Source organism: Geodermatophilus sp. SYSU D01036 (assembly GCF_054050435.1).
The window spans coordinates 1-18,348 of sequence record NZ_JBJGZJ010000048.1; the positions used below are offsets into that span (position 1 = coordinate 1).

The following is an 18,348-nucleotide window of genomic DNA, read 5'->3' on the forward strand; positions in this document are numbered from 1 at the left end:
CGCGCCTCGGCGGCCATGCCGTGGAGGGTGCCGGCGAGGCTGTCCTCGGTGGCGGCCACCGGGGGGGCCTGGGCCCGCGGCCGCCGCCGCTGCGCGCGCCCCCGGGCGCGAGCAGCGGAGGCCCGGTCGTGTGGGGTCCGGGCGCCCTCCGGAGGCCGCGGGTCCGGCGCCCTCCGGGCCGCCGCGGTGGAGGGGGGCTCGTCGTGGGGCGGCTCGACGGTGGGCCGCGGGTCCGGCGCGTCCACGTGTCGAGGGTCCCGGAGCCCGCCCCGGCCGACAAGGGGACGTGTCCGGCCGGTGTCGCCGGGAGGGGACGGACCCCTCCCGGCGACGCCCGTGCGGGTCAGCCGTGCGAGACCGGGATCTTCTTCGGGCCGGTCTCCACCGGCCGCCGGGCGACCGGCACCCGGATCTCGAGGACACCGTCCTTGTACTCGGCGTGGATGTCGTCCTCGGTCGCGCCCTCGGCGAGGGGGAGGGTGCGGGTGAAGCTGCCGTAGCGCATCTCGTGCCGGGTGAAGCCCTTCTGCTGGGTCTCCTCCTCGATCCGGCGCTCGGCGTCGATGCGGAGCATCCCGTTCGAGATGGTGAGCTGGACGTCCCGGTCGGGGTCGATGCCGGGCAGCTCGGCGCGGATGACCTGGGTGTCGTCGTCGCGGTACTCGTCGACGCGGATGACCTCCTCGCCGGGGCCCTCGCCCAGCAGCCGGCGCATCGGCATGGTCCGCATCCACTCGTCGAACAGGCGGTCCAGCCGGCTCCACGGCGACTCGAGGGTGCGCTTGTCCCGTTCCTGCAGGGTGGTCATGAGGTCGTCTCCTCGGTGGTGGATCGGACGGGGACCCCACCACCGTGCCGAGGGCCCCGTTCCGGCGAGCAGGGGCGGAGGTCCCGCACCGCGGGTCCGTCGACCCCGCCCCGCCCGGGCGGGACCGACGGCGGTGCCCCCGCGGGACGTCCGGTCCTCGCCCGGGGCGCCGGCGCCGCCGACGCTGGAGGGCGCCGACCTGCTCGTCTCCCGACGGGAGCAGTCCGATGACCACCCTGCACGTGGACCCCGGCACGACGGCCCTGGCGGAGCCCGACCTCCGCCGCACCGTGGCGCGGACGCTCGGCCGATGGCCCTCGGCCGGGCTCGCGGTCGCGCTCGTGCGCGGGGACGCAGCCCCGCGGTTCCTCTGCTCCGGCGTCGCCGACGTCGCCTCCGGCCGGCCGGTCGGGGAGGACACCGTGTTCCGGATCGGCTCGCTGACCAAGACGATGACGGCGGTCGCGGTGGTGCAGCTGGCCGAGCGGGGCCTGGTGGACCTGGACGCACCGGCCGCGGACCACCTGCGGGCCGTCCGCCTCGTCCCCGCCCGGGCCGGCATCGCCCAGCCCACGGTGCGCCACCTGCTGACCCACACCGGCGGGATCGGCTACTGGCGGCGGGGCTCGGACCTGCTGCTCCACCCCGGCGCCGGCTCGGGCCTCGTCGCCCGGGGCGTCGTCCCGCTCGCCGACTACTACCGCGGCGGGCTGCCCGTCGACGTGCAGCCGGGGACGCGGTGGGCCTACAGCAACCACGGCTTCGCCGTCCTGGGGCAGCTGGTGGAGGACGTCTCCGGGGAGGCGCTCGACCGGTACCTGCGCGAGCACGTCTTCCGTCCGCTGGGCATGACCGACACCGCCCTCGTCCTCGACGGCCGGCTGCGCTCGGCCCTGGCCACCGGGTACGTGCTGCGCCGGCGCGGGCCGGAGGCGGTCCGGCACCGGGAGGTGCCGACACCCGGGGGCGGCGGGGCGTACTCCACCGCGAGGGACCTGGCCCGCTACGTCGCGGCGGTGCTGCACGGCGGGGCGAACGAGCACGGCCGCGTGCTGAGCGCGGAGTCGGTCGCGTCGATGGTCCGGCCGCACTTCCGGCCCGACCCGCGGGCGGCGGGCATGGGCCTGGGCTTCGAGCCGCACGAGGAGGGGGGCCGCGCACTCGTCGGCAAGGGCGGCATCCTCGCGGGGTTCCTGTCCGCCCTCGACATGGCCCCGGACGCGGTTACCGGCGTCGTCGTGCTCACCAACACCGGCGCGCTCGACGGCCGCGGCGCCGCGGAGCCGCTGGCCGGCGCGCTGCTCCGCCTCCTGCTCGGGCTGCCGGAGGACCGGGCCCGGGACGACGTCGTCCCCCACCCGGAGGTGTGGCCGGACCTGTGCGGCTGGTACGCGCCGGACGCCGGTCCGGTGACGGACGTCTTCCCGCACCTGCTCGCGGGCGCGGGGTTCGGGGTGTCCGTCCGCCGCGGCCGCCTGGTGCTGGTCCCGCTGACCCCGGCCCGCGTCCTGCCCCGCGCGATGGTGCTCCACCCCGACGACCCCGGCGACCCGCGCGTGTTCCGGGTCCAGACCCCGGAGTACGGCCGGACCACCCGGGTGGTGTTCACCGAGGAGGACCCGCCGCGGCTGGTCTTCGACCTGATGTCGTTCGCGAGGCGGCCGGACCGGCAGGACCCGCGCCGGTGGCTCGGGGCGGCCGCGGCCGCCGGGGCGGCGCTCGCCGTCGGCCGGTCGTGGCCGCGGCACCGGGGAGGCTGAGCCCGGCGCAGCAGGGGCGGACCGGCTCACCCCGCCGCTGCGTCGAGGGCGCGCACGCGGTCGAGCAGCCGGTCGCGGCGGCGGGTCAGGACGCCGAGCAGCGCCTCCTGGAGCTCGGCCTCCGCGATGGCGGCGCTCCTGTCCTCGGGATCGGTGGCACCCTCGGCGCGCTGCCCGACCCAGGCGCGGCTCTCCTGCGCCGCCCGCCGGGTCCGCTCGATCTCCGCCTCCACCTGCCGCAGCTCGTCCCGCAGTCGCGACGTGCTCCCGTCCTGCATCGCGGTCTCCTCCCGCTCCGACGGCCTCGCCCTGCAGGGTCACGGTGACCCTGGACGGGAGGCCGCGGGCAGGGGCGGAAGACCCTCCGGACGGCCGGACGGTCCCCGGCGGGAGCGGTGGCCCCGGGGACGCGCTGCCGCCGGCGGGCCGGCCGGCGTCGCCGTGCGGTCCCGCGGCCCGCGGTGGACAGGGCACTCCGCCCGCGGCCGGGAGGGGCCACCGCCCCTGGAGCGGACCGCGCCGGCCCGGGACGGTGACGTCGCGGGGCGGGAGCAGGACGCGCCGGCGAGGAGGCGGACGGCCATGGGCTGGTACGGCTGGGACCACATGAGCGGCTGGGGCTGGTTCACCCTGACCGCCAGCGCCGTGCTGCTCATCGCCGTGGTGGTGGGCCTGTTCCGGGCGCTCATGCGGACGGGCGGACAGCCGCCGCCCGCCCCGCCGCGGCCGACGGCCGAGGAGCTGCTGGCCGAGCGTCTCGCGCGCGGGGAGATCGGCGAGGACGAGTACCGCAGCCGGCTGGCGGCGCTGCGCGGTCGGAACTCCGCCCCGCGGACCCCGGGCTGAGACCGGCGCAGCACCCCCGGGACCGGGGGAACCCGGCCGCGACGCGCCGGTCCTCCAGCGCGACGCGCCGGTTCCGGTGCGACGCCGTGCGGCGACCCGGTGACAGCCGGGGGCTCCGTGCACCAGCCTGGGCGGGCCGGACCCGGGGGACATCCTGAGCACGCGGATGGGCGGGTGACAGTCAGTGGCAGACCTGACGATCGAACGGGCGTCCGGGGGCCTCGACGACGGCTCCACGCCTCCCCCTCCGGCCCAGCAGCGGCCGTCCGCCCCACCCCCGGCACCCCCCGGCAGCGTCGCGCTCACCCGCCTGCTCGCCCTCGCCCGGCTCACCGCGCCGCAGGCCCTCGAGCTGTCCGCCGGCGTGCTGGAGCAGGCGGCGCAGCTGCCGGTGCCGGACACCGGGACCGCCGGCCGCGGGCTCCTGGACCGGCTCGCGGTGGGGACCGACGGGCAGGTGGTCCTCCACCCCTCCGCCACCCCGGCCGGTCCCGCCGTCGCCGCGGTCCTCACCGACGTCGCGGCCACCGCCCGGTCCCGTCCCGGGGCGGCGGAGGCGGAGGACCCGCTGCTGGACGCGGTCGACGCCGCGGTGGCGGCCCTGCCGGACGCCGGCGTCCCGCCCGTCGCGCGGCGGGCCGCCGAGGCCGCCGCGGCGATCGACCGCGGCGCCGTCCGCGCCGAGCTGGGCGCGCTGGTGCGGTCCATCGCGGCGGGCGGGCCGGTCGGCGCGGCCGCGTCGGCCGCCGCCCGCGGAACCGTGTCACGCCCGGTCCGGCGCGAGACCTCCCGCACCGCGCGGCGGGTCGGGGCGTGGCTGCTCTCGGTCGTGGTGCTGGCCGCGGCGGTCACGACGGAGGTGGTCCTGCTGCGGGACGAGATCGCCGCCGACGTCGACGTGCTCCTGGACGCCGGGCGCAGCGGCGTCGAGCCGACCGCGGAGCCGACGCCCGACGGCGTGCCGGTCACCCCGCCGGCCCCGGCGTCGGCCGGCAGCGTGGCCGCGGTCGACCTGCGCGGCCTGGACGCGTGCGAGCCGGGGCAGCCGTGCACGGTGCGGGTGCAGGTGCGGCTGGTCCCCGACGCCGCGGAGCAGCGGGTGACCTGGTCCTACCTGCTCGTCGACCGCTGCACCGGCGACACGTCCACCGCGCCGGGCGGCACGATCGCCGTCCCGCCGGGAGGGGAGCGGGCCGAGGCCGTCGGCGTCGTCGCGCTGCCGCCCCTGCCGGCCGTCGCGGTCCTGGCCGTCACCGACTCGCCCGCGACCGCGGCCTCCGCGCCGCTGTCCGTGGGCTCCTGCCCACCCGAGCTCCGCACCCGCTGACCCGACGGGAGAGCCGCATGCCGTACTCGGTGCCCCCCGGCCGGCCGGACGACGACGCGGGGGACCGCCGGGCGGGCCGGCGGTGGAGCCGCCGCCAGCGCCGCGTGCTGTGGGCCGTCCCGGAGGACTCCCCGCTCGAGCCGGGCGGGCTGCCGGCCGCCGAGGGCGGACGGGGCCGGACCCGGGAGGAGCGCCGGGAGCGCCGCAGCGCCCTGTTCGACCTGCTCGCCGTGGTCGCCGCCCTCGCCCTGGTCGGGCTGGGGCTGGCCAACCTGTACCTGATCGGCGCGCACGACCTCGCGCTGCGCCAGGGCCTGATCGCCGCCGGGGGCATCCTCGCCCTCGCGGCCTTCTGGCGGGTCCGCGTCCGGTACCTCGGCGTGCTGGGCTGGGTGTCCTACGTGGCGGCCGTCGTCTTCCTCGTCGGCGTCCTCACGGTCGGGGTGACGGTCAAGGGCGCCACCCGCTGGTTCGTCCTGGGCGCGGTCACCTTCCAGCCCTCCGAGCTGGCCAAGCTGGGGCTGCTGCTGGTCCTCGCCGCCGTCCTCGGCTCCGGTCGGCCGGCCTGGCGGCGCTTCGGCCTCGCCGTGCTGCTGGCGGTGGTGCCCATCGCGCTCACCCTGCTCCAGCCGGACCTGAGCACCACCATGCTGCTGGTCGTCCTCACCGGGTCGATGCTCGTCCTCGGCCGGGTGCCCGCGCGCTTCCTGCTGCCGCTGGGCGCCGCGGCCGTGGTCTCCGCGCCGCTGATGATCAGCCTGCTGCAGCCCTACCAGCTGCAGCGCCTGGGCACCTTCCTGGTCGGCGCGCACGAGTCGCCGACCGGCTCGGGCTGGGCGCTGCGGCAGGCGCACATCGCCGTCGCCTCCGGCGGGCTGACCGGGCGGGCCGGCGACCCGCTGCGCGAGCTGCGCGCCGAGTACCTGCCCGAGGGGCAGACCGACCTCGCGCCGGCCAGCCTGGTCGGGCAGTGGGGCCTGGTCGCGGGCGCCGCGGTGGTGCTCGCCGTCGTCGTCCTCGTCTGGCGGCTCGCGCTGGCCGCCCGGCGGGCGCGCACGCCGCAGGCCGCGCTGGTCGGCGGCGGGCTGGCGATCCTCATGGGCGTCGAGACCGTCGTGTCGATCGGGGCCAACCTCGGGCTGCTGCCCCTGGCCGGCGTGCCGTTCCCGCTGCTCAGCTACGGCGGGACGGCGCTGGTCGTGCACCTGGCCGCGATCGGCGTCGTGCTGGGCGTCCGCCGGGACAGCGCCCGCCGGCGGCTGTGGGCGGCGCCGAGCCGGCGCAACCCGCGCCCCCGGCTGCTCCGGCTGGCCGCGGCCGCCCTCTCCGTGCTGCTCGTCGCCTTCGGGCTCTACGGCTGGCGGATGCAGGTCACCCGGGGCGAGGAGCTCACGCTCGCCGGCGAGGAGCAGATGACCCGCTGCATCCGGCTGCCCGCGCCCCGCGGCGCCATCACCGACCGGCACGACGCCCCGCTGGCCCTCGACGCCGCGGCCGCCGGCACCGGCGTCGACCGGGTGCTCGCGGTGCCCGCCCTCGTCCGCGACGACGCCGCGGCCGTCGAGCGGCTCGCCGTCCTGACCGCCCGCCCGCCCGCCGAGCTGCAGGCCCAGCTCGACGCGGCGGAGGCCACCACGCTGTCGCTGCCGGTGGCCGAGGTGCCCCGGGCCGTCGGCGACACCATCGCCGCCGCCGGGATCACCGGCGTGCTCGTCGTCCAGGAGCCCCGCCGCTGGTACCCGGAGGGGGCGCTGCTCGGCCCGGTCCTCGGCTTCGTCGGCGTGGCCACCCCCGAGGCGGAGGAGCGCTGGTCCGGGCTGCCCAACGGCGAGATCGTCGGCCGGGCCGGCCTGGAGCTGGAGTACGACGCGGTGCTGCGCGGCACCAACGGGCGCCAGTGCGTGTACGTGGACCCGGCGGGCGTGCCCGTCGCGCTGGCCGGCCGCGTGGAGCCCGTGCCCGGCGCCGACCTGCGGCTGGCGCTCGACCTCGGCCTGCAGCGGCAGCTCGCCGCCGGGCTGGCCGCCGCGCTGCGCGCCCAGCCCCGGCCGCAGGGCAAGATCGGCGCCGCCGTCGCGATGGACCCCCGCACCGGGCACGTGCTCGCCATCGCCAGCGCCCCGTCGTTCGACAACAACGTCTACGGCCCGCCGGCCGACCGCGGCGCGCTGGACGCCCTCGCCTCGGCGCCGGGGTCACCGACGCTCGAGCACGTCACGCAGGCGGTCGCGCCGCCCGGGTCGACGTTCAAGCTGGTCGTCGCCGCGGCCAACCAGGCCCACCGGGTGTGGGACCCCGGCCAGGTGATCCCGACCGGGGGCAGCTTCACCTACGGCGGGCACACCTTCGGCAACTGGCGGCCGATGGGGCCGATGGACATGCGTGAGTCGATCGCCATCTCCAACGACGTGTACTTCTACAAGCTCGCCGTCGCGCTCGGCCCCGAGGCGATGATCGACACCGCGCAGTCGCTCGGCGTCGGCCGGCGCACCGGCATCGACCTGCCCGGCGAGTCGGCCGGGTACCTCGGCACGCCGGAGTCCGTGGAGGCCGACGGCGGCACCTGGTACGGCGGGTCCACCGTCATCCTCGGCATCGGCCAGGGCGAGATCACGGTGACGCCGCTGCAGAACGCCCGGTGGACCGCCGCGCTCAGCACCGGGTCCCTGGTCACCCCGCGGCTGGGCATGTCGATCGGGACGCAGGGGGCGCACACCGCCGTCCCCACGCCGGCCCCCGCGCCGCTGCCGTACGCCGCCGAGCTGGGCCCGGTGCGCGAGGGCATGCGCGACGCCGTCACCAGCGGGACGGCCGTCCGGCTCGCCGGCCTGCCGGCCCCGGTCGGCGGCAAGACCGGCACGGCCCAGGACGGCGGGCTGCGCGACGACGAGTACGACAACTGGCTGACCGTCGCCGCCCCGATGGACGCCCCGGAGATCGTCGTGACGGCGATGGTGCAGGGGCCGGGGACGGGGGCCAACAACGCCAAGGACGTCGTGTCCGCGGGCCTGCGCCACTACCTGGACCACCGGGCCGACGTCCTCGCGACCGAGCCGGTGCAGGCCCCCTGACGGTCGGCGGCGCCCGGCGGGTCAGCGGCGGCCGTAGGCCGACAGCAGCGCCCGGTTGCGCAGCGCCCGGGCGGCGCCGTCGGCGACGCAGGTCAGCGGCTCCTCGGCCAACTTGACCGGCAGGCCGAGCACCCGCTCCAGCTCCTGCGGGAGGCCGGGGAGCAGGGAGGACCCGCCGAAGACGAGCACGCCCTCGCCCATCACGTCGGCGATCGCCTGCGGCGGGAGGTCGTCCAGGCAGGGCGCCAGGGTCCGGACGATGTCGTCGACCACCGGGCGCAGCGCCTCGGTCACCTCCGCCGCCGGGACGGTGGCCAGCCGCGGCCGGCCGGTGACGCCGTCCCGGCCCTGGACGACGAGCGGCTCGTCCCCGGCCGAGGAGAGCTGGACCTTGAGCGCCTCCGCCTCCAGGTCGCCGACCAGCAGCTGGTGCTGCTCGCGCAGGAACCGGGCGACGGCCAGCGTCATCTCCTCGCCGCCGGTCTTGCTGGTGCGGGAGGCGAGCACGCCGCCGTAGCAGAACGCGACCGCCTCGGCCCGCCCGCCGCCGACGTCGACGACCATGTGCACCCGCCGCTCCAGCGGGTCGAGGCCGCAGCCGACGGCGCCGGCGACCGCCTCGTCCAGCGCGGTCACCGGCCGGATGCCCGCCTCCTCGGCGGCCTCCAGCAGCGCCCGGTGCTCCAGGGCGCTGGACCCGACCGGCACCGTGACCACCGCGCGGACGGGCATCCGCCACAGCCGCTGGCCCGCCGCCCGCAGCACCGCGCGCAGGTAGGTCCGGGTGGTCTCGAGGTCGGTGACCACGCCGTCGTCGAGGGGGCGCACCGCGGCGTACCGGGACGGCGCGCGGCCGAGCAGGTCGGCGGCCTCCCGGCCGACGGCCAGCACCCGGTCGCGGCGGCCGCTGCCGCGGCGCACGAGCATGACGGTCGGTTCGTCGTAGAGGATCCCGCGGCGCACGTCGCTCACGACGGTGGTGGCGGTGCCGAGATCGATCCCGAGCTCCACGCGGTGCCTCCTGACCCCCGGGTGCCCGGACAGTCTGGCGGCGGGCCCGGGTCCGGTCCAGATGCCCCGGCGCGCCCCGACGGAGGTCCTGCCGACCGCGGACCTCCGCCCTGTGCCGGAGGTCCCGGTCCCCTCTACCGTGCCACCGTGCCGGGGAGTGGGGAGCCCGACGGGGCCGCCGGGCGCGAGGTGCCGGCCGCCCCGCCGCCCGCTGCCGCGCCGCCGGTGACGCCGCCCGCTGCCGCGCCCCCGGTGACGCCGCCCGTCACGCCGCCCGTCACGCCGCCCGTCACGCCGCCCGTCACGCCCCCCGTCCAGGCCGACGGCGCGTCCCCCGGCCGCTGGGGTGCCGAACCGCCGTGGCTGCGCCGGGTCCTGCTCCTGGTGCTGCTCGCCGTCGCCGCCTACCAGGTGGCGGCCTGGTCGTTCACCCACCTGCGGAACTTCCTCGGCCTGGTGTTCCTCGCCTGGATGTTCTCGATCAGCATCGAGCCGGCCGTGCACGCCCTCACCCGCCGGGGACTGCGCCGCGGGGCCGCCACCGGCCTGGTGATGCTCGCCGTGGTGCTCCTCGCGATCGGCCTGGTCGCCGCGTTCGGCACCCTGCTGGTCGACCAGCTCGCCGGGCTGGTCACCTCGCTGCCCGACGTCGTCCGCAGCCTGGTGGACGCGGTCAACCGGACCTTCGGCACCCAGCTGCAGGCCGCCGACGTCGTCGACTCCCTCCAGCTCACCCCCGAGCGGGTCCAGCAGGTCGTCGAGGACCTCACCCCGGGCGTCCTCGGGTTCGTGACGACGGTGATCGGCGCGATCTTCCAGACGCTGACGTTCCTGCTGTTCGCCTTCTACATGTCCGCGCAGGCCCCCGCGCTGCGGGACACCGTCTCCCGCCGCTTCCCGCCCCGCCAGCAACGGGTGATCGCCACCGTCTGGGAGATCGCGGTGGAGAAGACCGGCGGCTTCGTGTTCTCCCGGTTCCTGCTGGCCCTGCTCAGCGCGTTCGTCACCGCGGTGTTCCTGGCGGTGCTCGGCGTGCCGTTCTGGCTGCCGCTCGCGCTGTGGACCGGCCTGGTGTCGCAGTTCATCCCCACCGTGGGGACCTACCTCGCGATCGGCCTGCCGGCGGTCGTGGCGCTGGCCGGGCAGCCGTCGGACGCGCTGTGGGTCGTGGTCTTCGGCACCGTCTACCAGCAGGTGGAGAACTACCTCGTCGGGCCGCGGATCACCGCGCGCACGGTGCACGTGCACCCGGCGGTCGCCCTCGGCTCGGTGATCGTCGGGGTGAGCCTGCTCGGGCCCATGGGCGCGCTGGTGGCCATCCCGGTCGTCGCCGCCGTCGAGTCGGTGGTGGAGACCTACGGGCGGCGCTACGAGCTGGTCGTGGACGACGCCCCGGCCGCGCCCCGCCCCCGGCCGCGCCGGTGGCGGCTGCGGAGGCCTCCGCACTGACCCGGGACGGCCCGCCGGCGGTCAGCCGGCGGCGGGGGTGCCCGGGGCCGCCGTGGCCGGCGTGGACCGCGGCACGGCGGCGAACAGGTCGACCAGGCCGTCCCAGCGGTTGCGCCGGCCCGGCGGGAACCGGCGCAGCGCGCGCTCGGCGCGGGGGCTGCCCGGCGCGTAGCGGCGCCTGGCCCACGGGGACGCCGGCCGGGCCAGCCGCACCGCGCCGACCAGCGCGACCAGCGGCACGAACACCCCCACCACGCCGAGCACGACGCGGCCCTTGAGGACGGCGACCAGCGCGAACACCAGGTTGACCGCCACAGTCAGGGCGAGCGCGGCCTCGCTGTCGGCGTCGTCGGCGTCGAACGGGTTGGCGCCGGCCAGCAGCAGGACGCCGACGACCAGCGCGATGAGCACCGCGTCCACCGAGCTGCGGCCCTCCCGGGACCAGTACACGTCCTCCAGGTGCAGCCACAGGGCGAACTCGTCGAGGGTCAGGGCCGCGCCGGCGCCGAAGAGCACCGCGACCGGGACCGCGCCGGCCCCCTCGGGGCGGTAGGTGAACTCGACGGTCCCGGTGACCAGCAGCAGGAAGATCCCGTAGACCTCGTGGTGCAGGTGCACCCCGCCGACGCTGGCGTCCCGGAACGGCCCGCGGCCGAGGCGGATGGCGTGCGTGACGAACCGGGTGACGAGGAAGGTCACCAGGAAGCCGAGCACCAGCCAGGCGACGAGCTCGCGCCGCCCGCTGACCACGGGCAGGACCTCCAGCTCCAGCTCCACGGCACCTCCCGCGCGCGTGGCTGCGACCGCCTCCCGCGATCGTGCCGTGCCCGCCGCCGCCACGGGGACGCCGCGGCCGCGGCGGGGCGCCCCGCCCCGGTCCTCGGCGGCCCCCGGGTCAGCCTGTGGCGGGCAGGTGCACGAGGTCGAGGACGGCGCGGGCGGCGCTGCCGGGCGGCGCGACGAGGGTCAGCGCGTGGCCGTGCCCGGCGAGCTGGTCGCGCATCCGGTGCAGCGCCTGCACGCCGGCGCTGGCGAGCAGCGTCACCTCGCTGAGGTCGACGGTCAGCGGCAGCACCCCGCCGCGGGAGGCCGCGGCCAGCTGCCGGGACAGCGCCTCGACCGAGGTGACGTCCACCGGCCCGGACACCCGCAGCCGCACGTCGCGGGAGGCCGGCCTGCCGTCCCCACCGCCCGGGGCGACGTCGACGGCGAACGGCGGGCGGGCGACGGGCGCGGCGTCGCGGCCGACGTCGGAGCCGAGCATCGCCGGCCGGTGCAGCCGGTGCCGCAGCGTGACCACCGTGCCGGCGTCGGCCGGGCCGCCGGCGCCGCGCGACACGTGCAGGGAGTCGGTGAGCTGCTGGGCCATGAGCAGCCCCCGGCCGCGGTGGGTGACGCTCGGGTCCGGGTCGCGCCAGCTGCCCTCGTCGGTGACGCGGCACTCCAGCACGCCGTCGGGCAGCAGGGCGGCGTCCACCCGGACCGGCCCGGGCAGCCCCGGCGGGTAGGCGTGGTCGACGGCGTTGGCGATCGCCTCCCACATCGCCAGCTCGACGGCGTCGCGGTCGTCGTCGGCCGGGTCGAGCCCGTCCAGCCACGCGTCGACGGTGCGCCGCAGCCCGCGGATGCCGCCGTGGTCGGTGGTCGTCCCGGCGTGCAGCGCGGGCACCGGCTCGGGCAGGCGGTGGGCGGCGAGGGTGGTGACGTCGTCGTCGTAGCCGGTGCGGGTGAGCAGCTCGACGGTCAGCCGGCAGACCCGCTCGGCCGGGCCGCCGCGGGCGCCGAGGGGCGCCTGCCCGGTCGCGGCGTCGGAGGCCACCTTCGCCAGCTCCGCCATGCCGTCGGCGATGCTGCGGTGCGGCCGCTCGACCAGCCCGTCGCTGTAGAGCAGCACCAGCTCCCCGGGCGCCAGCGTGCCGCGCGACAGCGCCGGCGCGGTGCCGGGGACGCCGGTGCCCAGCGGCTCGCCGCCGAGGTCGGCGAGGAAGCGGGTGGACCCGTCGGGGGCGACGACCACCGGCGGGGGCTGCCCGCAGCAGGCGTAGACGAGGTCGCCGGTGGCCGGGTCGAGCACGACCAGCGCCACGGTCGTGGCCCGCAGCCGCGGGCTGCGCGCGGCGAACGCGTCCGCGCGGGCCAGCGCCCGGGCCGGCCCGGCGCCGGTGACCAGCGCATCGGAGAGCACCGCCCGCAGCTGGCCCATCGCCGCCGACGCCGCGACCCCGTGCCCGACGACGTCCCCGACGACGAGCGCGACGCTGCCGCCGGGCAGCGGGATCGCGTCGAACCAGTCCCCGCCGGCCACCTGGTCGCGGTCGGCCACCAGGTACCGGGCGGCGATCCGGGCGCCGGGCAGCACCGGCAGGTCGGTGGGCAGCAGGGCCTCCTGCAGCGCGGTGACCACGTCGCGGGCGTCGCGGGCCCGCCGCTCGGCGTCGGCGGCCTGCTCCTGGGCGGCCTGCCGGGCCCGCACGGACTCGGTGACGTCGTAGGCGTAGGTGGCCACGCCGCTCACCCGCCCGTCGACGGCGCGCGTCGGCGCCATGTGGAAGTCGAGGTAGACCTCCTGCAGCTCGCCGGTGCCGCCGAGGTCGACCTGCAGCCGCCACTCCCGCGCCACCCGGCTGCGGCCGGTGGCGTACACCTCGTCGATCAGCTCGAAGACGTGCTGCCCCGCCAGCTCCGGCAGCGCCGACCGGATCGGCGCCCCGACCAGCTCGTCCCGGCCGAAGAACGACCGCATCGCCGCGTTGGTCGCCACCACGGTGTGCTCGGGCCCGGCGTAGACGGCGAGGATCAGCGGCACCTGGTCGAACGCGGCGCGGACGACGCCGGCGTCCCCGACCGTGCGCGCCAGCTGCTCCTCGGCGTCCGGCCCGGGGACGCCGTCCGCGGGCGCCCTGCCGGTCGCGTCGGCGTCCGCTCCGCCGTGGTCGGTCACACCGTCACCCATCGCAGTTCCGACCCGGGGCGGTCGCACCGCGGGCCCCGCGCTTACCCGGGCCGCGGCCCGGTTCACGCATCGCCCGGGCCCGTTCCGCGCCGGGTGTGGCCGAGCCCACAGCGGCGGTGCGCCCCGGGCCGCCGGGATCCCCCGCCGGGGGTGAGGCGGGACGCCGCCGCGTCCCGACCATGGGCGCATGACCAGCGGTCACCGCCCCGGCCCACCCGTGCACGGCCGCGTCGAGCGGTCCCCGTCCTGAGCCGCCCGGACGACGGGACCCGGGAGGCCGCCGTGGGCTGGGTGGTGCTCACCGTGCTGGGCCTGGTGCTGGAGCTGGCCCTGGTCGTCGCGTTGGCCCGCGCGGTGACCAGCCGCGACGAGGAGCTCGCGGCCTTGGACGGCACCCGCCCGCCGGTCGCGGGCTCCCCGGACCCGGCGCGGACCGCGGGAGGCTGACGACCCCGGTCCGCGCGCCGGCCCCGGCATGCGGCCACCGCGCTGCGGGCCGCGGCCGGTCGGATCCCGGCCGTGGCGACGACGAGCCGAGAGGCCGCGTCGCTGGGCGCCACCCACACCTGGGACGGCGGCAGCACCCTCGCCGTGGGCGGCGTCGAGCCGGGCGACCCGCCGACCTGGCACGCGGCGACGACCTTCGCCGGCACCTACCTCGCCGCGGTCTGGAAGGCGCTGGTCGCGGCCCTCCTGATCAGCGCGGCGGTGCAGGCGCTGGTCCCGCGCGCCTGGCTGCTGCGGGTGCTCGACCGCCGCAGCAGGCTGGGGTCCGCCGCCGTCGGCGGGCTGGTGAGCATCCCGTCGATGATGTGCACCTGCTGCACCGCCCCGGTGGCGGCGACGCTGCGCCGCGACGGCGTGGGCACCGCCGCGGTCGTCGCGTACTGGCTGGGCAACCCGCTGCTCAACCCGGCGGTGCTGGTCTTCCTCGCGCTGGTGGCGCCCTGGCAGTGGACGGCCACCCGGCTGCTCGTCGGGGTGCTGGTCGTCGTCGGCGGCGCGGCGCTGGTGGCCCGGCCGGCCGACCGCCGCGCCGTCCCCGCCGGGGACCTGCCCGCGGACCCCGAGCCGGCCGGCAGCTGGGCGTCGTCGGCGCCGGAGCGGTTCGCGCGGACCCTGCTGCGGCTGCTGGTCACCCTCGTCCCCGAGTACCTGCTCGTGGTCCTCGCCGTCGGCGCGTTCCGCGGCTGGCTGGTGCCGCTCGTCGACGGCTCGCTCGGCGCCGGCCCCCTCGTGGTGGTGCTGGCCGCCGTCGTCGGCACCCTGCTCGTCCTGCCGACCGGGGGAGAGATCCCCGTGCTGCAGGGCCTGGCGCTGGCCGGGCTGTCACTCGGTGGCGTCGGCGCCCTGCTGCTCACCCTGCCCGCGGTCAGCGTGCCCGGGATCGCGATGGTCGGCCGGGCCCTCGGCTGGCGGACCACCGCCCTCACTGCCGCCGTCGTCGCCGGGGGCGGGCTCGTGGGCGGCGCCGTGCTGACCGTGCTCACCGGCTGAGGACCCGCCGGTCAGGCCCGGGCCTCGTGCAGGCGCAGCCGCGCCAGCACGTCGCCGGACAGCAGCCGGGTGTCGACGTCGGTGTAGAACCGCCGCGTCCCGCCCGCCGTCCCGGTCCAGGTGCTCGACTCGTCGTCGAGCGCGGTGACCAGCACCGGCGGGCTGTCGCCGAGATGCCAGACGCCGCCGAGCGGGCTCCAGTCGGGCAGCGGGAGCTCGCGGAAGCGGGTCCACAGCCACCGGCCGACCCGGCCGCTGTCTCCGAGGTCGTGCTCGAGCTCGGCGGCGGCGGGGTCGGTGTCCCGGTCGTCCTCGGCGGCCCCGGCAGGTCGTCGTCCCGCCGCGCCTGCGCCACGATCGCCGCCGACGCCACGATCGCCGCCGACGCCACGATCGCCGCCGACGCCACGATCGCCGCCGACGCCACGATCGCCGCCGACGCCGCCGAGGCCGGCACGCCGTCGAAGGGGCCCTCCGCGCCGGTGTGCACCGGCGGCCGGGGGGGCCACCGACCAGGTCGACCAGCTCCCGGGCCAGCGCCGAGCCCCGCTCCGCCGTCGACCCCAGCGGGCCGAACCGCGGGTCGAGGAAGGAGCTGGTGACGGCGACCACCCGGTTGGTCGGGGACAGCACGTGGTGGGCCAGGGCGACGAGGCCGTCGGGGTCCCCGGCCCAGTCGTCGTCGTCGACGACGACCCGGCGCTGCTCGGCGAGGCGCAGCCGTCCTCCGTGCTCCACCCGGGGCTCCTCCGGTCCGCCGCGGCGGGTCCCGCAGGCCGCTCCACCCTGCCCCGCGGGCCCGCGGGACCCCAGGCCCGTGCCGTCGAGCGGGACGCCGCCGTGCCGGGACGTCCCGCCGGCGTCAGGTCCGGGCCGGCGCCTCGGACGGCGACGCCGCCGGCGCGGGCGGCGCCTCCGGCTCGTCGAGGCGGTGCGCCAGCCGGCCGGGCCACCACATCCACCGGCCGACGTCGAGGGTCAGCGCGGTCACCAGCACCGACCGAACGACGATCGTGTCGAGCAGCACCCCCAGCGCCACCGCGATGCCCAGCTGGGTCAGGAAGGTCAGCGGCAGGGTGCCGAGCACCGCGAACGTCGCCGCGAGCACCAGGCCCGCCGAGGTGATCACGCCGCCGGTGGCGGCCAGGCCGACGAGCGCGGCCCGCCGGGTGCCGTGGTCGGCGGACTCCTCCCTCACCCGGGTCATCAGGAAGATGTTGTAGTCGATCCCGAGGGCGACGAGGAACACGAAGACGAACAGCGGGAACGAGCTGTCGGTCGCAGTCACCCCGAGCACCCAGTCGAAGGCCAGGGCGCTCAGGCCGAGCGCGGCGCCGAAGGACAGCACCACCGTCGCGATGAGGATCAACGGCGCGACCAGCGCCCGCAGCAGCAGGCCCAGGACGACGAGCACCACCAGCATGATCAGCGGGATCACGACGCGGTTGTCCCGCTGCGAGGCGGTCTGGACGTCGAGGTTGAGCGCCGTCGTCCCGCCGACCAGCGCCTGCCCGTCGCCGACGTCGTCGAGCGAGGTGCGCAGCTGCTCGACGGTGGCGGCGGCCGCCGCGCTGTCGAACGGGTCGGCCAGCGAGGCCTCGAGCAGCGCGCCGTCCCCCACGACCTGCGGTGGAGCGACGGCGGCGATGCCGTCGTCCGCGGCCACGGCGGCGGCGACCGCCTCGGCGTCGCCCGCCGTCGTCACCACGACCACCGGGTTCCCGGCGACGGCGGGGAAGTGCTCCGCGGCGACCTCCTCGCCGGCGATCGACTCCGGCGTCCCGCGGAAGCCCTCGGCCTGGGTCAGGCCGCTCGGGTCCAGCCGGAGGACGCCGAGGCAGGCGATCAGCAGCAGCGCGCTGGTGACCATCCAGGTGGCCCGGGGGCGCGGCCGGATCCAGGCCCCGACGCGCGCCCACCACCCGGTGGCGCTCGGCTCGGCGCTGCCGAAGGCCGGCCGGACCGGCCAGAAGACCCACCGGCCGCAGATCACCAGCAGCGCCGGCAGCAGCGTCATCAGCACGACCAGGGTGACGGCGACGCCGATCGCGGCCACCGGCCCGAGGCCCGCGGTCGAGTTCATCTCCGCGGCGACCAGGCACAGCATGCCGAGGACCACCGTGCCGGCGCTGGCCACCACCGCCGGGCCGGCCCGGTGCACCGCCTCGGTCATCGCCTCGTGCCGGTCGGTGTGCAGCCGCAGCTCCTCCCGGTACCGGGCCACCAGCAGGAGGGCGTAGTCGGTCCCCGCGCCGACGACCAGGACGGTGAGGATGCTCGCGCTCTGGGCGTTGACGGTGAGGTCCGCGTACCGGGCCAGCAAGTAGACGACCGCCTGGGCGCAGACCAGCGCGATGACAGCCGAGAAGATCGGCAGGACCCACAGGACCGGGCTGCGGTAGGTCAGCAGCAGGATGACGATGACGACGCCGAGCGCGGCGAACAGCAGCGTGCCGTCGATCCCCGCGAAGGCCTCCGAGGAGTCGGCCGCGTTGCCCGCGGGCCCGGTCACCCACGTCCCGAGCCCGTCGGGCGCCTGCGACGCCTCGGCGCGGATGTCGTCGACGATCGGGGCGATGGCCTCCCACCCGTCCGGCCCGACGTCCAGGGGGACGACGAGCTGCACGGCCTGCCCGTCCTCGGCCGGGATCGGACCCACCACGCTGCCGGACAGCGCGTCGAGCTCCCCGAAGGCGCCCACGTCCTCCTGGACGGCGGCGAGGTCCTCCTCGGTCAGGCCGGACGTCCGTTCGTAGACGACCACGGCGGGGATGAGGTCGGGGTTCGCGCCGAGCCCGCGCTGCAGCTCCAGCACGCGGGTGGACTCCGCGTCCTGGGGCAGCCAGGCGGCGATGTCGTTCTCCTGCTCGCCGGTGAGCCCGCCGGCCAGGGGAGCGGCCGCAGCTGCCAGTGCCAGCCAGACGACGAGGACGACCCACTTCAGCCGTGGGGAACTGACACGGGACGCGTACGACCTGCCCATGACCGGGCCCTCCGGGACACCGGGCCGGCGGACCCGGACGGGGACTGTCGGGCCGGACGCTAGCGACGGGCCCGGCGGCCCGTCACCGACGTTGGTCCCCGGTGATCGCCCCGGGCGGCCCTACCGGGCGTGGGCCCCGCCCTCGTGACCGGCCCCTCGCCCGCCGTGACCGGCGCCGGTCCCCGCACGGGGCGCACGGGACGCGCTGCGGGGCAGAGAGTGGGGGAGGACAGTCCCTCCTGTGACGGAACCGGAGCAGATCCCCGACGTCGAGCAGCGGCTGGCGAGCGAGACCGATCCGGAGCGGCACCGCGCGCCGTCCGAGGGCGTGCCGCAGGACCTGTCCGACGACGACGCGGAGGACGCCCCGCCCTCCTGACCGATCCCGGTGAGGGGTGTGGCCCAGACCTCGGGGGACCCCCGTGCAGAGCTTCTTCGGGGGCGTGTATGGTTCTTCCTGCACCGAGCGAGAACGGACCGGGCCGGAAGGCGCGGGAAACCGCCGGGCCGGCCTGGGGGCCGGACTGTTGCGGAGCCGGTGCTAGAGTGGGGTCACCGCCTCGAACGAGGGCCTGCGAGGGCCGGAGTACGAGCGCGTCCGCTCCTTGAGAACTCAACAGCGTGCCGAAAGTCAGTGCCAAGT

The 18,348-nt window shown here is 77.7% G+C and carries 15 protein-coding genes and 1 pseudogene; 8 read left to right on the forward strand and 8 right to left on the reverse strand.

Features of this window, described 5'->3' with window-relative positions; genetic code table 11:
- Both ACI8AR_RS23530 and ACI8AR_RS23535 read right to left on the reverse strand, forming a co-directional pair.
- Positions 1-245 (reverse strand): annotated as a pseudogene (locus ACI8AR_RS23530) (hypothetical protein); the annotation flags it as partial.
- A gap of 98 nt (positions 246-343) precedes the next feature.
- The gene (locus ACI8AR_RS23535) at positions 344-808 is read right to left on the reverse strand and encodes an Hsp20/alpha crystallin family protein (RefSeq protein WP_456935408.1); all 465 of its coding nucleotides are present in this window, start codon (positions 806-808) and stop codon (positions 344-346) included.
- Between the two features lie 227 nt (positions 809-1,035).
- Between ACI8AR_RS23535 and ACI8AR_RS23540 the strand changes: the two genes are divergently transcribed.
- Positions 1,036-2,568: a serine hydrolase domain-containing protein gene (locus ACI8AR_RS23540; protein ID WP_457053152.1), complete on the forward strand. Its 1,533-nt coding sequence runs from the start codon at positions 1,036-1,038 to the stop codon at positions 2,566-2,568.
- 26 nt (positions 2,569-2,594) lie between these two features.
- On the opposite strand, the gene ACI8AR_RS23545 is transcribed toward ACI8AR_RS23540, so the two are convergent.
- The gene (locus ACI8AR_RS23545; RefSeq protein ID WP_457053153.1) at positions 2,595-2,846 is read right to left on the reverse strand and encodes a hypothetical protein; all 252 of its coding nucleotides are present in this window, start codon (positions 2,844-2,846) and stop codon (positions 2,595-2,597) included.
- 304 nt (positions 2,847-3,150) lie between these two features.
- Between ACI8AR_RS23545 and ACI8AR_RS23550 the strand changes: the two genes are divergently transcribed.
- The 3 genes from ACI8AR_RS23550 to ACI8AR_RS23560 all read left to right on the forward strand — a co-directional run bounded on the left by ACI8AR_RS23550 (position 3,151) and on the right by ACI8AR_RS23560 (position 7,812).
- Positions 3,151-3,414 carry an SHOCT domain-containing protein gene (locus tag ACI8AR_RS23550; RefSeq protein WP_457053154.1) on the forward strand — a complete coding sequence of 88 codons (264 nt, stop codon included), beginning with the start codon at positions 3,151-3,153 and terminating at the stop codon, positions 3,412-3,414.
- A 184-nt stretch (positions 3,415-3,598) separates the two neighbouring features.
- Positions 3,599-4,741, forward strand: coding sequence for a hypothetical protein (locus tag ACI8AR_RS23555; RefSeq protein WP_457053155.1), 1,143 nt, complete (start codon positions 3,599-3,601; stop codon positions 4,739-4,741).
- A gap of 17 nt (positions 4,742-4,758) precedes the next feature.
- Positions 4,759-7,812 (forward strand): FtsW/RodA/SpoVE family cell cycle protein, encoded by a 3,054-nt coding sequence (locus ACI8AR_RS23560; protein ID WP_457053156.1) that lies wholly within the window; start codon positions 4,759-4,761, stop codon positions 7,810-7,812.
- A gap of 21 nt (positions 7,813-7,833) precedes the next feature.
- Here ACI8AR_RS23560 and ACI8AR_RS23565 read toward each other — a convergent pair whose 3' ends face one another.
- Complete coding sequence (locus ACI8AR_RS23565; protein WP_457053157.1) at positions 7,834-8,823, reverse strand: rod shape-determining protein; 990 nt, start codon at positions 8,821-8,823, stop codon at positions 7,834-7,836.
- Between the two features lie 147 nt (positions 8,824-8,970).
- Between ACI8AR_RS23565 and ACI8AR_RS23570 the strand changes: the two genes are divergently transcribed.
- On the forward strand, positions 8,971-10,272 hold the full coding sequence (locus ACI8AR_RS23570) for an AI-2E family transporter (RefSeq protein ID WP_457053158.1): 1,302 nt from the start codon (positions 8,971-8,973) through the stop codon (positions 10,270-10,272).
- Between the two features lie 21 nt (positions 10,273-10,293).
- On the opposite strand, the gene ACI8AR_RS23575 is transcribed toward ACI8AR_RS23570, so the two are convergent.
- Both ACI8AR_RS23575 and ACI8AR_RS23580 read right to left on the reverse strand, forming a co-directional pair.
- Positions 10,294-11,049 (reverse strand): hypothetical protein, encoded by a 756-nt coding sequence (locus tag ACI8AR_RS23575; protein WP_457053159.1) that lies wholly within the window; start codon positions 11,047-11,049, stop codon positions 10,294-10,296.
- 118 nt (positions 11,050-11,167) lie between these two features.
- A complete protein-coding gene (locus ACI8AR_RS23580) occupies positions 11,168-13,213 on the reverse strand; it encodes a SpoIIE family protein phosphatase (protein ID WP_457053160.1) in 2,046 nt (681 codons plus the stop codon).
- Between the two features lie 294 nt (positions 13,214-13,507).
- Here ACI8AR_RS23580 and ACI8AR_RS23585 point away from each other — a divergent pair, with 294 nt between their 5' ends.
- Both ACI8AR_RS23585 and ACI8AR_RS23590 read left to right on the forward strand, forming a co-directional pair.
- The gene (locus ACI8AR_RS23585) at positions 13,508-13,672 is read left to right on the forward strand and encodes a hypothetical protein (protein WP_457053161.1); all 165 of its coding nucleotides are present in this window, start codon (positions 13,508-13,510) and stop codon (positions 13,670-13,672) included.
- Positions 13,673-13,744: 72 nt separating this feature from the next.
- Positions 13,745-14,722 (forward strand): permease, encoded by a 978-nt coding sequence (locus ACI8AR_RS23590; protein WP_457053162.1) that lies wholly within the window; start codon positions 13,745-13,747, stop codon positions 14,720-14,722.
- An 11-nt stretch (positions 14,723-14,733) separates the two neighbouring features.
- On the opposite strand, the gene ACI8AR_RS23595 is transcribed toward ACI8AR_RS23590, so the two are convergent.
- Entirely contained in the window at positions 14,734-15,231 is a 498-nt protein-coding gene (locus tag ACI8AR_RS23595; protein WP_457053163.1) for a hypothetical protein, read from the reverse strand.
- A gap of 353 nt (positions 15,232-15,584) precedes the next feature.
- Positions 15,585-17,705, reverse strand: a complete 2,121-nt coding sequence (locus tag ACI8AR_RS23600; protein ID WP_457053164.1) for an MMPL family transporter — start codon at positions 17,703-17,705, stop codon at positions 15,585-15,587.
- 241 nt (positions 17,706-17,946) lie between these two features.
- Between ACI8AR_RS23600 and ACI8AR_RS23605 the strand changes: the two genes are divergently transcribed.
- A complete protein-coding gene (locus tag ACI8AR_RS23605; protein WP_457053165.1) occupies positions 17,947-18,084 on the forward strand; it encodes a hypothetical protein in 138 nt (45 codons plus the stop codon).
- The last annotated feature ends 264 nt before the right edge of the window (positions 18,085-18,348 follow it).

Bases quoted from the DNA above. Each gene is read 5' to 3' on its own strand.
- ACI8AR_RS23535 (WP_456935408.1), bottom strand. From the start codon at position 808: ATGACCACCCTGCAGGAACGGGACAAGCGCACCCTCGAGTCGCCGTGG.
- ACI8AR_RS23540 (WP_457053152.1), top strand. From the start codon at position 1,036: ATGACCACCCTGCACGTGGACCCCGGCACGACGGCCCTGGCGGAGCCC.
- ACI8AR_RS23545 (WP_457053153.1), bottom strand. From the start codon at position 2,846: ATGCAGGACGGGAGCACGTCGCGACTGCGGGACGAGCTGCGGCAGGTG.
- ACI8AR_RS23550 (WP_457053154.1), top strand. From the start codon at position 3,151: ATGGGCTGGTACGGCTGGGACCACATGAGCGGCTGGGGCTGGTTCACC.
- ACI8AR_RS23560 (WP_457053156.1), top strand. From the start codon at position 4,759: ATGCCGTACTCGGTGCCCCCCGGCCGGCCGGACGACGACGCGGGGGAC.
- ACI8AR_RS23600 (WP_457053164.1), bottom strand. From the start codon at position 17,705: ATGGGCAGGTCGTACGCGTCCCGTGTCAGTTCCCCACGGCTGAAGTGG.